General features: G+C 70.4%; 12 protein-coding genes. 1 reads left to right on the forward strand and 11 read right to left on the reverse strand.

Annotation, left to right across the window (positions count from 1 at the left end):
* Positions 1–4: 4 nt before the first annotated feature.
* From VNG13_06900 to rny, 8 genes are all read right to left on the reverse strand, one after another.
* Positions 5–835: an EAL domain-containing protein gene (locus VNG13_06900; protein ID HVA60249.1), complete on the reverse strand. Its 831-nt coding sequence runs from the start codon at positions 833–835 to the stop codon at positions 5–7.
* Between the two features lie 56 nt (positions 836–891).
* Positions 892–1,872 (reverse strand): tRNA (adenosine(37)-N6)-dimethylallyltransferase MiaA, encoded by a 981-nt coding sequence (miaA, locus tag VNG13_06905; protein HVA60250.1) that lies wholly within the window; start codon positions 1,870–1,872, stop codon positions 892–894.
* A complete protein-coding gene (locus tag VNG13_06910; GenBank protein HVA60251.1) occupies positions 1,842–4,142 on the reverse strand; it encodes a hypothetical protein in 2,301 nt (766 codons plus the stop codon). The genes miaA and VNG13_06910 overlap by 31 nt, the downstream gene beginning before the upstream one ends.
* Positions 4,143–4,263: 121 nt before the next feature.
* On the reverse strand, positions 4,264–6,588 hold the full coding sequence (locus tag VNG13_06915) for a hypothetical protein (protein HVA60252.1): 2,325 nt from the start codon (positions 6,586–6,588) through the stop codon (positions 4,264–4,266).
* Between the two features lie 42 nt (positions 6,589–6,630).
* Positions 6,631–7,317, reverse strand: a complete 687-nt coding sequence (locus VNG13_06920) for a class III extradiol dioxygenase subunit B-like domain-containing protein (GenBank protein HVA60253.1) — start codon at positions 7,315–7,317, stop codon at positions 6,631–6,633.
* The gene (gene miaB / locus VNG13_06925) at positions 7,314–8,753 is read right to left on the reverse strand and encodes a tRNA (N6-isopentenyl adenosine(37)-C2)-methylthiotransferase MiaB (protein ID HVA60254.1); all 1,440 of its coding nucleotides are present in this window, start codon (positions 8,751–8,753) and stop codon (positions 7,314–7,316) included. The genes VNG13_06920 and miaB overlap by 4 nt, the downstream gene beginning before the upstream one ends.
* A 205-nt stretch (positions 8,754–8,958) precedes the next feature.
* Positions 8,959–10,854, reverse strand: coding sequence for a glycoside hydrolase family 15 protein (locus tag VNG13_06930; GenBank protein HVA60255.1), 1,896 nt, complete (start codon positions 10,852–10,854; stop codon positions 8,959–8,961).
* Between the two features lie 4 nt (positions 10,855–10,858).
* On the reverse strand, positions 10,859–12,481 hold the full coding sequence (gene rny / locus VNG13_06935; protein ID HVA60256.1) for a ribonuclease Y: 1,623 nt from the start codon (positions 12,479–12,481) through the stop codon (positions 10,859–10,861).
* Positions 12,482–12,910: 429 nt separating this feature from the next.
* Here rny and VNG13_06940 point away from each other — a divergent pair, with 429 nt between their 5' ends.
* Positions 12,911–14,689 (forward strand): CocE/NonD family hydrolase, encoded by a 1,779-nt coding sequence (locus tag VNG13_06940; protein ID HVA60257.1) that lies wholly within the window; start codon positions 12,911–12,913, stop codon positions 14,687–14,689.
* 77 nt (positions 14,690–14,766) lie between these two features.
* Here the strand turns inward: VNG13_06940 and VNG13_06945 are convergent, their stop codons facing one another.
* From VNG13_06945 to VNG13_06955, 3 genes are all read right to left on the reverse strand, one after another.
* Positions 14,767–15,387, reverse strand: coding sequence for a regulatory protein RecX (locus VNG13_06945; GenBank protein HVA60258.1), 621 nt, complete (start codon positions 15,385–15,387; stop codon positions 14,767–14,769).
* 4 nt (positions 15,388–15,391) lie between these two features.
* The gene (gene recA / locus VNG13_06950) at positions 15,392–16,495 is read right to left on the reverse strand and encodes a recombinase RecA (GenBank protein HVA60259.1); all 1,104 of its coding nucleotides are present in this window, start codon (positions 16,493–16,495) and stop codon (positions 15,392–15,394) included.
* An 80-nt stretch (positions 16,496–16,575) separates the two neighbouring features.
* The gene (locus tag VNG13_06955) at positions 16,576–16,770 is read right to left on the reverse strand and encodes a DUF3046 domain-containing protein (protein ID HVA60260.1); all 195 of its coding nucleotides are present in this window, start codon (positions 16,768–16,770) and stop codon (positions 16,576–16,578) included.
* Positions 16,771–16,781: the final 11 nt, after the last annotated feature.

The raw sequence follows: 16,781 nt of genomic DNA on the forward strand, positions 1-16,781 counted from the left end.
CCGGTCAGCCCGATCGCGCCTGCGGGATGAGCCCGGGGGCGTGCCAGCCGGTCTGCTTCGACAGCATGCGGCGCGCTTCGTCGGCGCGCTGCGGCCCGGCGAACAGGTACCCATGCGCCCGGTCGCAGCCGAGCTCACAAAGTCGGGCGCCCTCGGTCCACGATTCGACGCCCTCGGCCACCACGTAGAGATCGCGGGCATGCGCCAGCCGGATCACCGAGGCGACGATGTTGTCCTCGTCCAGATCGGAGCCGACCCCTCGGACGAACGACCGGTCGAGCTTCACCGCGTCGATCGGCAGTTCCCCCAGGGTGGCGAGCGAGGAATACCAGGTGCCGAAGTCGTCGATAGCGAGAGCCACCCCGGCGTCGCGCAACTCCTGAAGGACCGTCGCGGCATCCCGGCCCCGGTTCGTGAGCGCCTCTTCGGTGATCTCCAGTCCGAGCGCCCCCGCCGGAAGGCCGGCATCCGAGAGCAGCCGGGAGACGCGACCGACGAAGTCGGGCTGGGAGAGTTCCGCGGCCGAGATGTTGATCCAGAGCTGGTATGGATCGTTGCGGGCGCTCACCGCGGTCTGCCAGGCAGCGAGCTCGGCGACGCAGGTTCGGAGCACCCAGTCGTCGAAATCGACGACGAGACCGGTCGCTTCGGCCACCGGCAGGAAGTCAGCCGGCCAGAGCAGACCGCGCCCGGGATGCTGCCAGCGGAGCAGCGCCTCCATGGCGACGACCGCGCCACTGGTGAGGTCGATCTCGGGTTGGAAGTGCAGAACGAGCGCCTGATCGTCCAGGGCCCGCTCCATCACCGGGAGGAGTTCGAGGTCAACCGTCGTCATGGCCAACCCCATTTCGACCCGGCGGCGTTGCCGCGTATGGGGTCAGCGTGATCCATTCAGGGGATCTGGTCAACCGCTTCCGCCCGGTCGGCTGGTGCGGCCGCCCGGGCAAGCGCCTGTTCGGGCAGATCGGGGCGATCAGCGGGGAGCCAGTGCACCCGGGGATCGCGGCGGAACCACGACCGCTGTCGCCGGGCGAAGCGCCGGGTGGCGGCGACCGTCCGAGCCCGGGCCTCCGCCTCGCCGAGCCGGCCGGACAGGTGCTCGAGCACCTGGTGGTAGCCCAGCGCGCGACTCGCCGTGCGCCCCTCCGGCAGCCCGGCGGCCGCCAACCGCCGCACCTCGTCGACGAACCCGCGGCCCCACATCCGCTCGACCCTCGCCTGGATCCGCTCGTCGAGCGTCGCGTCCTCGAGGGCGAGCCCGATCTGCACGGCGTCGTAGCGGTACCGGTAGGCCGGCAGGCGCGCCGAGAACGGCTGCCCGGTCATCTCGATGACCTCGAGCGCCCGGACCAGCCGGCGCCCGTTGCTGGGGAGGATCGCGGCCGCCGCCGCCGGATCCCGCTGCCCGAGCCGGGCGTGCAGGGCCGCTGCCCCTTCCGCGTCGAGCTCGGCCTCCAACCGGGCGCGCAGCACCGGGTCGGTGCCCGGAAACTCGAGATCGTCGAGGACGGCCCGGACGTAGAGACCCGAACCCCCGACCAGCACCGGCGTCCGGCCGACGGCGAGCAGGCGATCGACGGTCTCCCGGGCGAGCCGCTGGTAGTCCGACACGTTCGCAGCCCGGGTCACCGGCCAGATGTCGAGCAGGTGATGCGGGATGCCCGCCCGCTCGACGGGGTCGAGCTTGTCGGTGCCGACGTCCATCCCGACGTAGAGCTGCATGGAATCGGCGTTGACCACCTCGCCGCCGAGCGCGGCGGCGAGGCGCACTCCGAGCGTGGACTTTCCGGTCGCGGTCGGCCCGACGACGGCGACAACCCGGCCGCCCGGACCCGTCAGGTTCAGCGGGTCGAGCGCCGCCGGAACCGCCAGCCGGCGAGGCTCATGCCCACCACGATCGCAGCCAGGATCGGCGCCCCGAGGCCGCCGGTCGCCGGGAGCGACGCGGACCCGCTGCCGACGACCTTGATCGGACCGTGCGCGCCGACCGAGCCCACCGGCTCCACCGATCCGTGGAAGGTGCTCACCGCCGGGATGACCGTGTCGAATGGCGGGAGCGACTTGACGACGTGGAACGTCCCCACCGGATTTCCCGACAGCGATCCGACCGTGGTGGCAGTGAAGGCGGTAGCGCTGTAGAGCGTCGTCCCGGGCCCGTGTCCACCCAGATCCGCGAACGGGATCTCGATGGTGATCGTCCCGTTCGCCGGGTTGTACGAGCCGGGCACCACGGTCCCGGAGTCGAAGGCTGCGATCTTGGTCTCGGTGCCCTGCTGCGGCTGGCCGGCGAAGAATCGCGGCGCGCCGCCGAGCACGCTCTCCATGCCCGCGTAGTAGACATTCCCGTTGCCCTGATGACCTGGGTCATAGGTTGTGAACCGGGTGATCCATTCGCCGGTCGTGCCGCCCAGGCTGGGGCTGACCGAGGTGCTCGCCAGGCTCTTCGCCTTCATCGTCACCACGAGACCCTGCGCGTTCCGGGCGATCGCCGCGTAGGTGAGATCGAGGTTGTCACTCGCCGGGGTCCGCGAGCCGTCCGCCGAGAAGAACGCATCCCCTCCGGTCTCCGTCACGGAGTTCTCCGGCACCCCGGGGCCGGCACCGGGGCCGTTGATGGTCCCGGCGATAAGACTCGGGCCGCCGATCTGACGGACCACGACGGCCGGGCCGTTGTTCGCAACCGCGCCGGTCGGCCCGGTGAGGTAGTAGTTCGACGTATCGTCGACGTAGCTGAAAATCAGCGCCCCGCGGGCGTCGTGGTTGACCTGGAGGTAGTCGCCGAGGCTGCGGTCGCCCTGGGTGACCTCACAGGTGGTCCCGGCGGTGCAGATCGGCCCGTACTTGATCGGGTGCTCGCTCACCGTCACGGTCTGGAACGACGGCCGCGGCGATGCGGCACCGAAGTCGGTCTCGTTGAGGCTGATCCCCGCCTGCACGCTGAACTCGCCGTGGCTGAGCGCGTCGAAGGTGTAACTGCCGCCTTCGCTCGTCTCGTTCGTGTGGTACCACGCGACCGCGACCCGGCCGGAGGAACCGGCGGTGATCCAGGGGAAGGCGTTGGAGCCGCTCGTGCTGACCTGCACAGGCTGGCCCCAGGTGATGCCGTCCTTGGAGGCGGCGACGAACACCTCGTACGGCCCGCTCGGGGAGATCGTGGGCGTCCCGGCGACGTTCTCGTCCTTCAGCTGCTGCGACGCGAACGACTCATAGAAGTGCCCCGCACTGTCCTCGGCGACCGTCGCGAACAGCGCGGCGCCGCAGTACTCGGTCTTCCCGAGGTGCGCGGTGTCGGCGGGGAAGTCGGGGCAGAGCGCGGAGTCGAGAATGGTCGTCGTGTACGAGCCGGTGAGCGTGGGGAAGCTGCCGGTGATGGTTCCGCGGGACGACGAGATCTGGTTGCCGTCCGCTGTCGTGTGCGCGATCAGCACGTGACCGGTCGGGTCGACCTGGATGTTGCCGGAGATGCCCTCGTTGTCGGTCACGCAGTCGTAGAACCCGGTACCGGCGCAGTGGCCATCGGTCTGATTGGCATTGATCACGGGCGCGAACGTCAAGCCGTTGGTGCTAGCGGTGAGCACCAGCTGGTTACTCACCGGTGCATTGGGGTCGAGCCCGCCGACTACGTCGTCGTAGTCCTCGTAGATCCGGAAGTTCGGGTCACCGAGGCTGCCCTGGGTCGCGTACCACATCCGGTCCACCGGCGTGTTCGGCGCACCGGCGCAGCTCGACGTGAAGCTGATCCCGCCGTTGGAGCTCACGCTGTTCGACAGGTTGCTGAGGTTCTGAAGGTCGGAGAAGAACAGGTTGCCCTTGGGGTCGAGGTGCACCTCGGTGTCGCCGCCACCCTGCGGGCAGGTGCCGAGCAGATGTCCGGTGCCGGCGATGTTCGCCGGTACGAAGTGGAAGCTGTTGCCGTGGTCGAGGGAGGTCCACAGATAGCTGAGGGTCCGTGACGAGCCCTCGGGGACCGAGGAGTACAGAACGTCCCCGGGGCCGACGTTGATGTCGGGCTCGAAGCCGGGGTACTGCTCGTCGACGACGACCTCGTGGGAGAACTGGTAGCTCGCCGCGGCACCCTGGGCGGTGGCGGCCCCACCGACTCCGGCCGCCACCGATACGCCGGTCACCAGGACCGCCGTCATCCAAGCTCGCCGACTACCCATGAGGCCTGCCTCCAGCTGTAGGTCCACTGTTGGACCCCCGCGGTCAACCGTAGCCCGGTTTGCCCTGTTTCGCGCCGGAGGTAGTGCCCGACCCGCCCGCTCAGGATCGGGTGCCGCTGCGCAGCCGCCGAACCACGAGGCTAGTCGTTAGGACGATGAGAGCGGCCAGCGGGGCGCCCAGGCCGCCGGTGCTCGGCAGCGAACCCCCCGGAGCCGCCGCCGGCTGCGCGGCCTTGATCGGACCGCGTGCCCCGATCGAGCCCGCCGGTTCCACCGATCCGGTGAATGTGAGGTCGCCGGGAATCGTGTAGTCGAACGGCGGCGCGGATTTGGTCAGGTTGAATTGACCGGCCTGGTTGCCCGCGAGCGTGCCCACGGTGAGCGCGGTGAACGCCGTCGCGCTGTACAGGCGGGTACCCGGGCCGTGACCCCCGAGATCACTGAAGGGGATCTCCATGAGGATCGTTCCGGTCTTTGGGTCGTAGGAGCCCGGAATCGCCGTCGAGGAGTCGAACACCGCCTGCAACGTCGGCGCCTGGGTGGCCTGGGGCTGACCGGCGACGAAGGTCGGGGTCGCGCCGGCGATCGACTCCATGGCCGCGTAATAGATGTTGCCATTGCCGTTGTGCGCCGGGTCGTACGTCGTGAACCGCATGATCCACTCCCCGGTCGTGCCGCCGACCGCCGGGCTGGTGAGCAGGCTGGCCAGGCTCTTCACCTTCATCGTGACGACGAGGCCCTTGGCGTCGCGGGACAGCGAGGCGTAGGTGAGGTCGAGGTTTTCACTCGCCGTCGTGCGGGTGCCGTTGCCCGAGTACGAGGCCGGCTCGGGCTGGGCAATGACCGAACCCTCCGGAGCGCCGGGACCGGCACCCGGGCCAGTGATCATGCCGGTCGTCAGGCTCGGACCGGCGATTTGGCGTACCACCACCGGAGGCCCGGAGCTGGCCACGGCCCCGGTGGGCCCGACCGCGAAGTAGTTCGAGGTGTCGTCGACGTAGCTGAAAACCAGCGCCCCCCGAGCGTCATGGTTGACCTGGAGGAAGTCGCCGAGGCTGCGGTCGCCATTCGAGACGGTACAGCCGAGCCCCTGGGTGCAGATTTGGCCGTACTTGATCGGATGCTCGCTCACCATCACCGTCGTGTAACTGGGCGTTGCAGCCATGGCATTGAGGCTGATCCCGGCCTGCACGCTGAACTCGGCGTGGTTCAACCCGTCGAAGGTGTAGTCGCTCCCCTCGTGGGTCTCGTTGGTGTGGTACCAGGCGATCGCTACCCGGCCGTCGGATCCGGCCGTGATCCAGGGAAAGGCGTTCGAGCCGCTGCTGCTTACCTGAACCGGCTGGCCCCAGGTGACGCCGTCCTTCGATGCGGCCACGTAGACCTCGTAGGGCCCAGTGATGACCATGGACGGGCTGCCGGAGACCAGCTTGTCGGTGCGTTGTTGTGAAGCGAACGCCTCGTAGAAATGACCTGCGGAGTCCTCGGCGATCGTGGCGAAGTTAGCGGCCCCGCAGATCTCGCTCTTCCCGAGGTGCGCCGAGTCGGCGGCGAAGTCGGGGCAGAGCGTCTTGTCGAGGATCGTGTGCACGTAGCTCGCGGTGAGCGCCGCCGGAGCGGTTCCGGTGATCGTCCCCCGGGACACGACGATCTGGTTGCCGTCGCCGGTCGTGTGCGCGATGAGCACGTGGCCGGTCGGGTCGAGTTTGATGTTGCCGGAGATGCCCTCGTTGTCGGTCACGCAGTTCAGCGAACCGCCGCCGAGGCAGTCACCGGTGAACGAGGGGTTGACGACCGGGAAGAAGGTCAGCCCGTTCGTGCTCACCGTGAGGACGAGCTGGTTCGTCGGATCGTTCTGCACGTTGTTCAGGTCGGTCCCGGACACGACCGCGTCGTAGTCCTCGTAGATCCTGAAATTGGGATCCCCGAGGCTGCCCTGGGTCGCGTACCACATCCGGTCCACGGGGGTGTTCGGCGCACCTACGCAGTTCGACAGGAAGGTGGCGCCACCATTGGTGCTCACGCTGTTCGTCAGGTTGGACAGGTTCTGCAGATCGGAGAAGAAGAGGTCACCCTTTGGGTCGAGGGCCAGCTCGGTGTCCCCACCGCCCTGTGGGCAGGTCTCCAGCCGTCCGGTATCGAGGATCTGCCCGGGAACGAACTGGAAGCTGTTGCCGTGGTCGAGTGATGACCAGAGCCAGCTGAGCGTCGTCGAGGACCCGAAGGGCACCGAGCTGTACAAGGCGTCACCACGGCCGACCTCGATGTCGGGCTCGAAACCACTGCGCTGCTGATCGACGACCACCTCGTGGGAGAACCGATACCCCGGCGCCGGGGTCGACGCCGTCGCGATGCCAGCCCCGGCACTGAAGGCACCGACCGCCGTTCCGGCCAGCAAGGCAGTGAGCAAACGGCGGCTGGCCATGAATGTTCTCCTCGGAACGGGAACGACTCGGCAGGCCGGGGTTCAGGGCCCCCAGCTGGCGACCAGATATCCCACCCCGTACGGAGCCGCGTCGAAGCGTACTGCCCCCCGCAGCTGGCTGCCGGTGGCTGCGCCCGCCAGGACCTGCCAGGGCGCCCGGCCGGCGACCAGGAGATCGGCCGCGAGGCCAGGATCGAGATCGCGCAGGCAGGAGGTGTCCACCGCAGCCAGGGCGGCCGCGACCGCCCGGTCGTAGTCGTCCGCGCGCGGGTCGATGTAGCCCGGGGCCTTGACGTCGTGCCGAGCGCTTCCGTCGCCCATCACGAGCAGCGCGACGCGGTCGGCGAGCCCGGCGAGTTCCACGCCCAGCTCGGCGCACGCCGGGGGGGGATCGTCGGCGGCGACCGCCACGGCACGCCACGCCCCGTCCCATCCGGCCGCGTCCAACAGGTAGCCGCCGATCGCCAGCGACAGCGGCAGCGCCGGCCCGGCCCCCACCGCCGCGACCGGGCCCCAACCGGAGAAGTCCGCCGAACCGCCGGTGCGGTAGTCCGCGCCGGTCGGGGCGGATCCGACGAGGACGAGCAGGTCCGGCGCCGACCCTGCGAGTTCGGCGATCACCGCCAGGCAGGCCGCGCGCAGGTCGTCGAGCTCCGCGGCAGCGCCCGAAGCGATCCCCGGGACGAGCATCGGCGGGTGCGGGCAGACCGCGGCCGCGACCAGGCTCACCTGGCTGCGGTCGGGAGCCCGAGAAACACTCCTGGGCGCGCCGGCTGGGCCTGCCGGCTCTCCCAGGCGTCCCCGCCGCGGGTGCGGCGGACGGCTAGGGGCGGCCCGTCGGCAAGCAGGTGATGCGGCGCGGCCCGGCTGATCTCGACGCTCACCACGTCGCCCGGCCGGATCGGCTCGGCGGGCGAGCCCGGATGGAAATGCACCAGCCGGTTGTCCCGGGCCCGGCCGGACAACCGGCGGGTCGCCGCGTCCTTGCGCCCCTCCCCGGCGGCCACGAGCACCTCGAGATGACGGCCGACGAGCCGTCGGTTCTCGGCCCAGGAAATCTCCTCCTGCACCGCGACCAGCCGCTCGTACCGGTCCTGAACCACCTGGTGCGGGACCTGGTCTGGGAGTTTCTCGGCTGGCGTACCTGGACGTTTGGAGTACTGGAAAGTGAAGGCACCGGCGAATCGGGCGGCCCGAACGACGTCGAGGGTGTCCTCGAAGTCGGCTTCGGTCTCGCCCGGGAAGCCGACGATGATGTCGGTGGTGATCGCCGGGTCGGGCAGGCCGGCGCGAACCCGTTCGATGATGCCGAGGTAGCGCTCCCGCCGGTAGGACCGGCGCATCCGGCGCAGCACCCGGTCGCTCCCCGACTGCAACGGCATGTGGAGTGCCGGCATGACGTTCGGGGTCTCGGCCATCGCGGTGATTACGTCGTCGGTGAAGTCCCGCGGGTGCGGGCTGGTGAAGCGGATCCGCTCCAGACCCTCCACCGAACCGCAGGCCCGCAGCAGCTGCGAGAAGCCGTCCGCCTGGCCGAGCTCACGTCCGTATGAGTTGACGTTCTGCCCGAGCAGGGTGATCTCCAGCACCCCCTCGGCGGTCAGCGCCCGCACCTCCGCGAGGATGTCCGCCGCCGGTCGGTCGCGCTCGCGGCCGCGCAGGGTCGGCACGATGCAAAACGTGCAGGTGTTGTCGCATCCGACACTGATCGCCACCCAGGCCGCGTACGCCGACTCCCGCCGGGTGGGCAGCGTGGACGGGAAGACCTCGAGCGACTCGAGCAGCTCGACCTGGCTCTCGGCGTTCACGCGGGCCCGGTCCAGCAGCGCCGGCAGCGAGGCCAGGTTGTGCGTTCCGAACACGACGTCGACCCACGGCGCCTTCTCCACGATCCGGCCGCGGTCCTTTTGCGCCAGGCAGCCACCGACGGCGATCTGCATCCCGGGATGCGCGGCCTTGACCGGCCGCAGGTGCCCGAGGTTGCCGTAGAGCCGGTTGTCCGCGTTCTCCCGGACGGCACAGGTATTCAAGACCACGACGTCGGGCTCGTCGCCGTCCGCCACGGGCAGGTAGCCGGCGGTGTCCAGCAAGCCCGCGATGCGTTCGGAGTCGTGCACGTTCATCTGGCAGCCGTACGTGCGGACCTCGTAGGTGCGGGCGCTCACAGGGTTCAGGGTACGTGGCGTCGCCGCATCCGCGGCTGCTGCGCAGGCCCGATCTGACCGCCCGCGGTCCCCCGCTCCCGCCGAGTGGGCGATTGTGCGAATCCGCCACGCACCGAGTGGGCGGTTGTGCCGGGCACAATCGCCCACTCGGCGCCGGGGCCGGACAGGAGGCGCCGCCGGCACCGCCCGACCCGAACGCACCCGGTCAGGAGACCGGGGTCTCCGCGCCGCCGGTACCGGTCCCGGCAAGCAGCCGGTCGAGGGCGAGCTCGGTGTAGTCGTGCGGCTCACCGTCGGTTGGCAACAGCCCCCGCCGGGCGGCCGACAGGTGGGCGCACGAGGTGATCAGCGCCATGTGGGTGAACGCCTGCGGGAAGTTGCCGAGCAGCTCCCCCGTCGACGGGTCGTACTCCTCGGCGTAGAGCCCCACGTCGTTGGCCAGCGCCAGCAGCCGCTCGAGCAGGTCTTCCGCCTCCGCCAGCCGGCCGGCGTGGGTGAGGCAGTCGAGCAGCCAGAACGAGCAGAGCAGGAAGACCCCCTCACCTCCCTCGAGCCCGTCCGGGGCGTGGTAGCGGCGGAGCAGCCCGTCCTCCCCGAGGTCGCGGCGAACCACCTCGATCGTCCGCGCCACCAGCGGGTGGTCGGACGCCAGGAACCCCAGTGCCGGGAACAGGAGGACCGCCGCGTCGGCCACCGGGTAGCCGACCGCCTGGCCGAAGTACCCGCCGACCGCGCCCTCCTCCAGCAGGTAATCGCGCAGCGCGTCCCGCTCGGTCCGCCAGCGGTCGAGGTCCCCGGGCAGGTCCCGCGCACCGGCGATCCGCAGCACCCGATCCAGCGCCACCCAGCAGTTGAGCTTCGAGTGCAGGAAGTGGCGGGGATCGTCGCGGATCTCCCAGATGCCCTGGTCCGGCACGCGCCACCGGTCGCAAACGATGTCCGCGAGACCGGCGAGGAACGCCCAGTTCGACTCGGTGAGCACGCCGTCCGCCTTGCCGAACAGGTAGGCCGCCTCCACCAGCTGGCCGTAGCAGTCGAGCTGGAGTTGTTTCACCGCCCCGTTGCCGATGCGCACCGGGCGGGACGCCCGGTGGCCGTCGAGGTAGTCGAGCTCGACCTCAGGCAGCGATCGCTCGCCGCAGACCCCGTACATGATCTGCAGGTCCCGGGGGCGGCCGGCCCCGGTCCGTTCCAGCCATCGCTTGAACGCGGCCGCCTCCTCCCGGAAGCCGAGGATGAACAGCGAGGCGAGGGTCAGGGTCGAGTCCCGGATCCACGTGTAGCGGTAGTCCCAGTTGCGCTCCCCGCCCGGCAGCTCCGGCAGCGACGTCGTCGGCGCCGCCACCACGGCACCGCTCGGCGCGTAGATCAGGGCCTTGAGGGCGAGTGCCGAGCGGTGCACCGCGGCCGAATGGTCGCCGTCGTAACGGCAGCCGGCCATCCACTCCCGCCAGAACCCCACCGTGTCCTCGAGCCGGCCGGCCATCGCCGGCCCATCCGGCAGGTCGGCCGTCCCCCACTCGGTGTGGGACGGAGTCCAGGAGGCCTCGACGTAGGCCTCCTCCCCCGCCTCGAGTGTCCAGCTGCCGACCACCGCCTCGGCATCGACGCCGAGCGGCCGGGTCGCGCTCACCCACAGGGCGTCCGCGCCACCGACGACCTCGGCGGCGTGTTCTGTGAGCAGCGTGAACCGCGGCACGAAGCGGCCGTACTCGAATCGCGGCGCGATCCGGATGTCGACGGTCGCCCGACCGGTCACGCAGGCGATCCGCCGCAGCAGCGCGGCATAGGGGGCGCCGTCCCCGCGCCGCACCGGCATGCAATCGGTGACCTCCACCCGACCCTCGCTGCCCTCAAACGCCGTGACCAGCACGTTCGTGTCGTCCAGGTAGCGCCGGTCGATCGACCGCACGTGCCGGGGCGTCACATCGAACGAGCCGCCGCGGGACTCGTCGAGCAGCCGGCAGAACACCGCCGGCGAGTCGAACCGGGGGAACGTCGCCCAGACGATCCGCCCCTGCCGGTCGACCAGTGCCGAGGAATGGCAGTCACCGAGCAGGGCCAGCTCGGCGATGCTCCCCAACGGGTCGGTTCGGCTCATCCGCCTACCGGGCGTATTCGGTCGCCCGGGACTCGCGAACCACGGTGATCCGGATCTGACCCGGGTAGGTGAGCTCCTCTTCGATCTGCTTGGCGATGTCCCGGGCGATCACCTGTGCCTGGATGTCGTCGACCTTGTCCGGGAGAACCATGACCCGGACTTCGCGCCCGGCCTGCATGGCGAAGACCTTCTCCACGCCCTCCTGCCCGGAGGCGATCTCCTCGATCCGCTCGAGGCGTTGCACGTAGTGCTCGAGACTTTCCCGGCGGGCCCCCGGCCGGCCGCCGCTGATCCCGTCCGCGGCCTGGGTGAGCACCGCCTCGACGGTGCGCACCTCGATCTCGTTGTGGTGCGCCTCGATTGCATGAACGATGTCCTCGTGCTCGCCGTAGCGGCGGGCGACCTCGGCACCGATCAGCGCGTGGCTCCCCTCGACCTCGTGGGTCAGCGCCTTGCCGACATCGTGCAGCACCGCACAGCGCTTGAGCAGCCTCGGGTCCAGGCCGATCTCGCTCGCCATCATCGCGGCGATATGCGCGCTCTCGACCAGGTGCTTGAGCACGTTCTGCCCGTAGGAGGTGCGATAGCGGAGCCGACCGAGCAGGGCGATCAGGTCCTCGTGCATATCGGTGATACCGAGATCCACGAGGGCGTCCTCGCCGGCCCGTACGCAGATCTGCTCGACCTCGACCTTGCTCCGCTCGTACACCTCCTCGATCCGGTGCGGATGGATCCGCCCGTCGAGTACCAGCTTCTCCAGGGTCAGCCGCCCGACCTCGCGACGGACCGGGTCGAAGCAGGAGAGGAGAACCGCCTCCGGGGTGTCGTCGATGATCAGATTGACGCCGGTCACCGACTCGAAGGCCCGGATGTTGCGGCCCTCCCGGCCGATGATCCGGCCCTTCATGTCATCCGCCGGTAGGTGGAGCACGCTGACGACGGACTCCGAGGTCTGCTCGGAGGCGACCCGCTGGATGACCGTGGTGACGATCTTGCGGGCCCGCTCCTCGCCGTTCTCCCGGGCGTCGGCTTCGATGTCGCGGACGATGACCGCGGCCTCCCGCTTGGCCTGGGTCTCGATGGTCGAGACCAGCTCGGCCTTCGCGTCGGCGGCGGTGAGCCCGGCTACCCGTTCGAGCTCACGGCGGCGCTCGTCCTCGGCCTCGGCGAGGGCCAGTTCGCGTGCCTTCAGCCGGCCCTCCGCCTCGGCCAGTTCGAGGTCGCGGGCCTCGACCCGGCGCTGCTCGGCGTCGAGCCGCTCCTCCCGCTCGGCGAGCCGGTTCTCCCGGCGCTCCAGGTCGGCCTTGAGGTCCTGCAGCTCGACCTTGATGATCCGGGCGTCCTCCCGAAGGGAGTGCACCTCGGCCTCGGCCGCTTTCCGCGCCTCGACGACCGAGTCCTTCGCGCTGGCCTCGGCCGCCCGGCGGATCTCGGCAGCGTCCCGCTCGGCGGCCTGGAGGATCGTGGCCGCCTGGGTCTCGGAGCGCTCGACGGCGGAGGTATCGGCCGGCTGGCTGCTCGCCGGCACGGGCCGGGTGGCCCTCGACAGTCGGCGCAGGGCGACGCTCAAGGCTACGGCGAGCGCCACGACGACCAGACCACCGACAGCGGCGAGGGCGGCGCCCACCGGACCCTCCTCCCGCTCCCGGCCGGCCGCGGCACGGCCGGACTCGCGCGAGGAGGCGCAGCGCCCGAACGCCGAGGGCCGCCCGGAGCACCGTCCGAGGGGCCACTCGGCCAGGTATCACCCGCGCGGACGCGGGAGCGAATGTCGCAGTCGGTCGGTCGGTCGCTGCTATCTCGAATCCAGGTCGGCAGACCCCGGATGTCACTCCTCGTTCCTCTTGAGGCTAAGCCGCCGCCGCGGGCACGGCAAGGACCCCCGCGATCACCGGCCGGATTTCAGCGGGTTCCGGCCGGCTCGGCGAGATAGCGGTCGGGCGGCCGGCCGGTCTGGGTGAACGTCCACCGAACCGGATTCGGCCGCCCGGCAGGTGTCGTCAGCGCCCTGTCGTATTCGTCAGGTAAGCCTGCTCCCTTCCTCCCTGGAGTTCCCGTGTCCTTCGACCCGCCCGCGACGCCCGGCCCGCGATGGAGCCGGATCAGCCGGGGGGCGCTCGCCTCACCGCTGCTGCTCGCCGCCCTCGGCACCGGCCTGGCGGTGGCCACCGGCGGCGCCGCGCACGCGGCGACCTGCCCCAGCTCGACCACGACCAGGGTGGCCGCGTCCGGCGGCGCGGTGGCCTACAGCTACGTCCGCGGCTGCATCACGAGCTTCGACGGCACGCCGATCGTGTACAACCTGTTCGAGCCGACCGGCGCCTCCGCCCGGCACCGGGTGTACGCCGTCCTCGAAGGGCCGGGCTGGGGTGGCGCCGGAAACACGACGCCGGACAACAACCTGCTCAAGGCCGACTACGCCTACCTCACCTGGGACCCCCGCGGATTCGGCCAGTCCGGCGGGGTCGCCGAGGTGGACAGCCCGCTGTCCGAGGGCCGCGACGTCTCGGCGCTGATCACCGACGTGCTCGGCTCGCGGCCCGAGATCGCGGTCGACACCGACCGGCGGGATTCGACCTACGGCCAGCCGGCGGTGGGGATGCTCGGGGCGAGCTACGGCGGCGGGATCCAGCTGTCCAGCGCCGCCTTCGACCGCCGGATCAAGGCGATCGTGCCCGAGTGGGCGTGGAACAACCTCGACTACTCGCTCTACCCGGGGGGCAACATCAAGCTCGGCTGGGACGAGTTGCTCTTCGGCGCCGGTCTCGCTGAGTCAGGGGCGGCACACGCCGCGACGGTGACCGGTGGCACCGCCGGCACCCAGACCGGCGGCTACGACCCGAACATCTACCGCTCCGAGGTAGCCGGCCTCGCCGAGGGTTACCCCGACCAGCAGACCCTCGGCTGGTTCGGCCAGCGTTCGATGGCCAGCTGGGGCGGCGGGCGCGACGGTCACGTCCCGGACGTGCCGACCCTGCTCGTCCAGGGCACCGTCGACACGCTGTTCAACCTCGACGAAGCCTGGGCGAACTGGAACATGATCCACAAGGCTGACCCGAAGAACCCGGTCAAGATGATCGCGTTCTGCGGTGGGCATGTGTCCTGCCCCACCGGAAACGGCTACAGCGACACGCCCCGCACCGGCTTCGAGAAGGGGGTCCCCGACTCGACGTTCATCGAGAACGCGGCGATCAACTGGTACGACGTCTACCTCCGCCACGACCGGGGCGCGAAAGACACCCTGCCAACGGTGCTCGGCCAGGACCAGGCCGGCACCTGGCATGCCTTGACCAGCTTCCCGACCGCGGCCGGTCCAGGCGGGGCGACCCTCACGAAGACCGCGCTGTCCGGGACGGTGCTCAGCACCGGCGTCCCCACCGGAACCGGCCCCAACTCCTCGATCGACCCGGCCGTGACCGACGGGGCCTCGCCCAGCGGCGACCCGGGCACGCTCACCGTGGCGCTGATCACGCACGCCAAGGCCGACACGTTGATCGCCGGCGAGCCGCACATCGCGCTCACGGTCACCGTGGACGGGCCGAGCACCGGCCTGTTCTTCAAGCTGGTCGACGTCGCCACCAACCAGGTGGTCGACCTGCAGACCGCTTCCTACCGGCTGGACAACACCGACCTGCCGAACAACGCCAACAACCCCAACCTGCCGCCGGCGGCGGAGAAGGTCTCGCTCGACATGGTCGGCGTGGTCTACGACCTGCCGAAGGGCGACAGCCTGGAGCTGCAGGTGTCGACGTCGGCCGCCCCGTTCACGCCCAACCGCGGCGCATCCGTCGTCAGCCTCAGCGGGTCGCTCCTGCTGCCCACCTTCCAGGGCTAGAGGGCTAGCCAGGGGGCCAGCCGGGGGCCAGCCGACGGCCAGCCGGGAGCCAGCCGGCGGCGGTGGTGGACGCCCGGTCAGCGACCGCCGTTCACCACCTCGCGGATCACCCGCGAGGACACCGCGGTGGAGTAACCCTTGCGGACGAGCATGCCGTAGAGCCGGCGCACCGCGACCTGCGCCGGCAGCGGGGAGAACCGTCGAAAGCGCTCCGCGGCGAACGCCAGCGCGCTGGCGTGCTCGGCTTCGGGATCCACCTCGCCGAGCGCCTCGTCGGCGACCGCGGCATCGACCCCGCGCTGGCGCAGCTGATCGGCCAGCGCGCGCCGGGCCAGGCCCCGGTTCTTGCGGTTCTCGATGAACGCCTCGGCGTAGGCCGTGTCGTTGATCAGGTGCAGTTCCTCGAACCGGTCGAGCACCCGGGCGGAGACATCTTCCGGCAAACCCTTGCGGCGCATGGCGGTGGCGAGCTGCGCCCGGGTGCGCGGGGCGGCGGTGAGCAGCCGCAGGCAGATCGCCCGGGCCACCGCCTCCGGGTCGGCGTCCGACCCGTCCGCTCCGTCCGCTCCGGGACCATCCGCCGGGTCGTCGGCCGAGACCGCGCGACCGAGTCGCCGGCCACCCTCGTCACCGAGCGCCTGCGCCGACCAGCGCTCTCGGGCCCGCTCGGCGGCCGTCGGATCCTGAACCGGGAACATGCGCTCAGAAGTCCACCGGGATCGGGTCGATCGGGGCGACGTCGGCCGGCGCATCGACCTTGGGGCCGATCCCGAGCTTCTCCTTGATCTTCTTCTCGATCTCGTCCGCGAGGTCCGGGTTGTCCTTGAGGAAGGTCCGGGCGTTCTCCTTGCCCTGACCGAGCTGGTCGCCCTCGTAGGTGTACCAGGCTCCGGACTTGCGGACGATGCCCTGCTCCACCCCGAGGTCGATGATCCCGCCTTCGCGGCTCAGCCCCTGGTTGAACAGCAGATCCATCTCGGCGATCCGGAACGGTGGGCTCACCTTGTTCTTGACCACCTTGACCTTGATCCGGCTACCGACGGCCTCCTGGCCGTCCTTGAGCGTCTCGATCCGCCGGACGTCGAGTCGCACCGAGGCATAGAACTTCAGGGCCTTGCCGCCGGAGGTCACCTCGGGGCTGCCGAAGAAGACACCGACCTTCTCCCGCAGCTGGTTGATGAAGACCGCCGTCGTGCCGGTGTTGCTCAGCGCACCGGTGATCTTGCGAAGGGCCTGGCTCATCAGCCGGGCCTGCAAGCCGACGTGGGCGTCGCCCATCTCGCCCTCGAGCTCGGCCCGTGGGACGAGCGCCGCCACCGAGTCGATGACGATGATGTCGATCGCCCCGGAACGGATCAGCATGTCGGCGATCTCCAGGGCCTGCTCACCGGTGTCCGGCTGGGAGACGAGGAGGGCATCGGTGTCGACGCCGAGCTTCTTGGCGTACTCCGGATCCAGCGCGTGCTCGGCGTCGATGAAGGCGGCGATCCCGCCCAATTTCTGGGCGTTGGCGATCGCGTGCAATGCGACGGTCGTCTTTCCGCTGCTCTCGGGTCCATATATCTCCACCACCCGCCCGCGCGGTAGGCCGCCGATGCCGAGGGCGACGTCCAGCGCGATCGACCCGGTCGGGATGACCTCGATCGGCGCTCGCACCTCGTCGCCGAGCCGCATCACGGAGCCCTTGCCGAACTGCCGCTCGATCTGGCCGAGCGCGGTCTCCAGAGCCTTGTCCCGATCCGGTGCTGCCATGCCGACCCCTCGCTTCCCGCGGTTGCTTGCGAAGCTAGCCGCAGCCACCGACATTTCGCGGACGTCGTCCACAGTAGGCGAACAGGTGTTCGAATCGCCCGACGACACGCCGGCCCGCGAAGCCCCCCGAGGCGTCACCGCTCCCGCGGTGGCACCTGGAACGCCTCACAGACGGCCCGCCAGACGTCCTTCGCCGCCTCACCGGCTGCCAACGCCTCCATCGCCGTCCGCCCGCCCAGCGCAGCGATCACCTGGTCGCGGGCCACCGATTCCGCGTACCCCGGGCCGAACACGCGCTCCATCCGGAGCCAGAAATCGGTGAGCCGCACGAATTGTCACC

The sequence above is a fragment of the Mycobacteriales bacterium genome (assembly GCA_035533475.1).
In the GTDB taxonomy this organism is placed as follows: domain Bacteria; phylum Actinomycetota; class Actinomycetes; order DATLTS01; family DATLTS01; genus DATLTS01.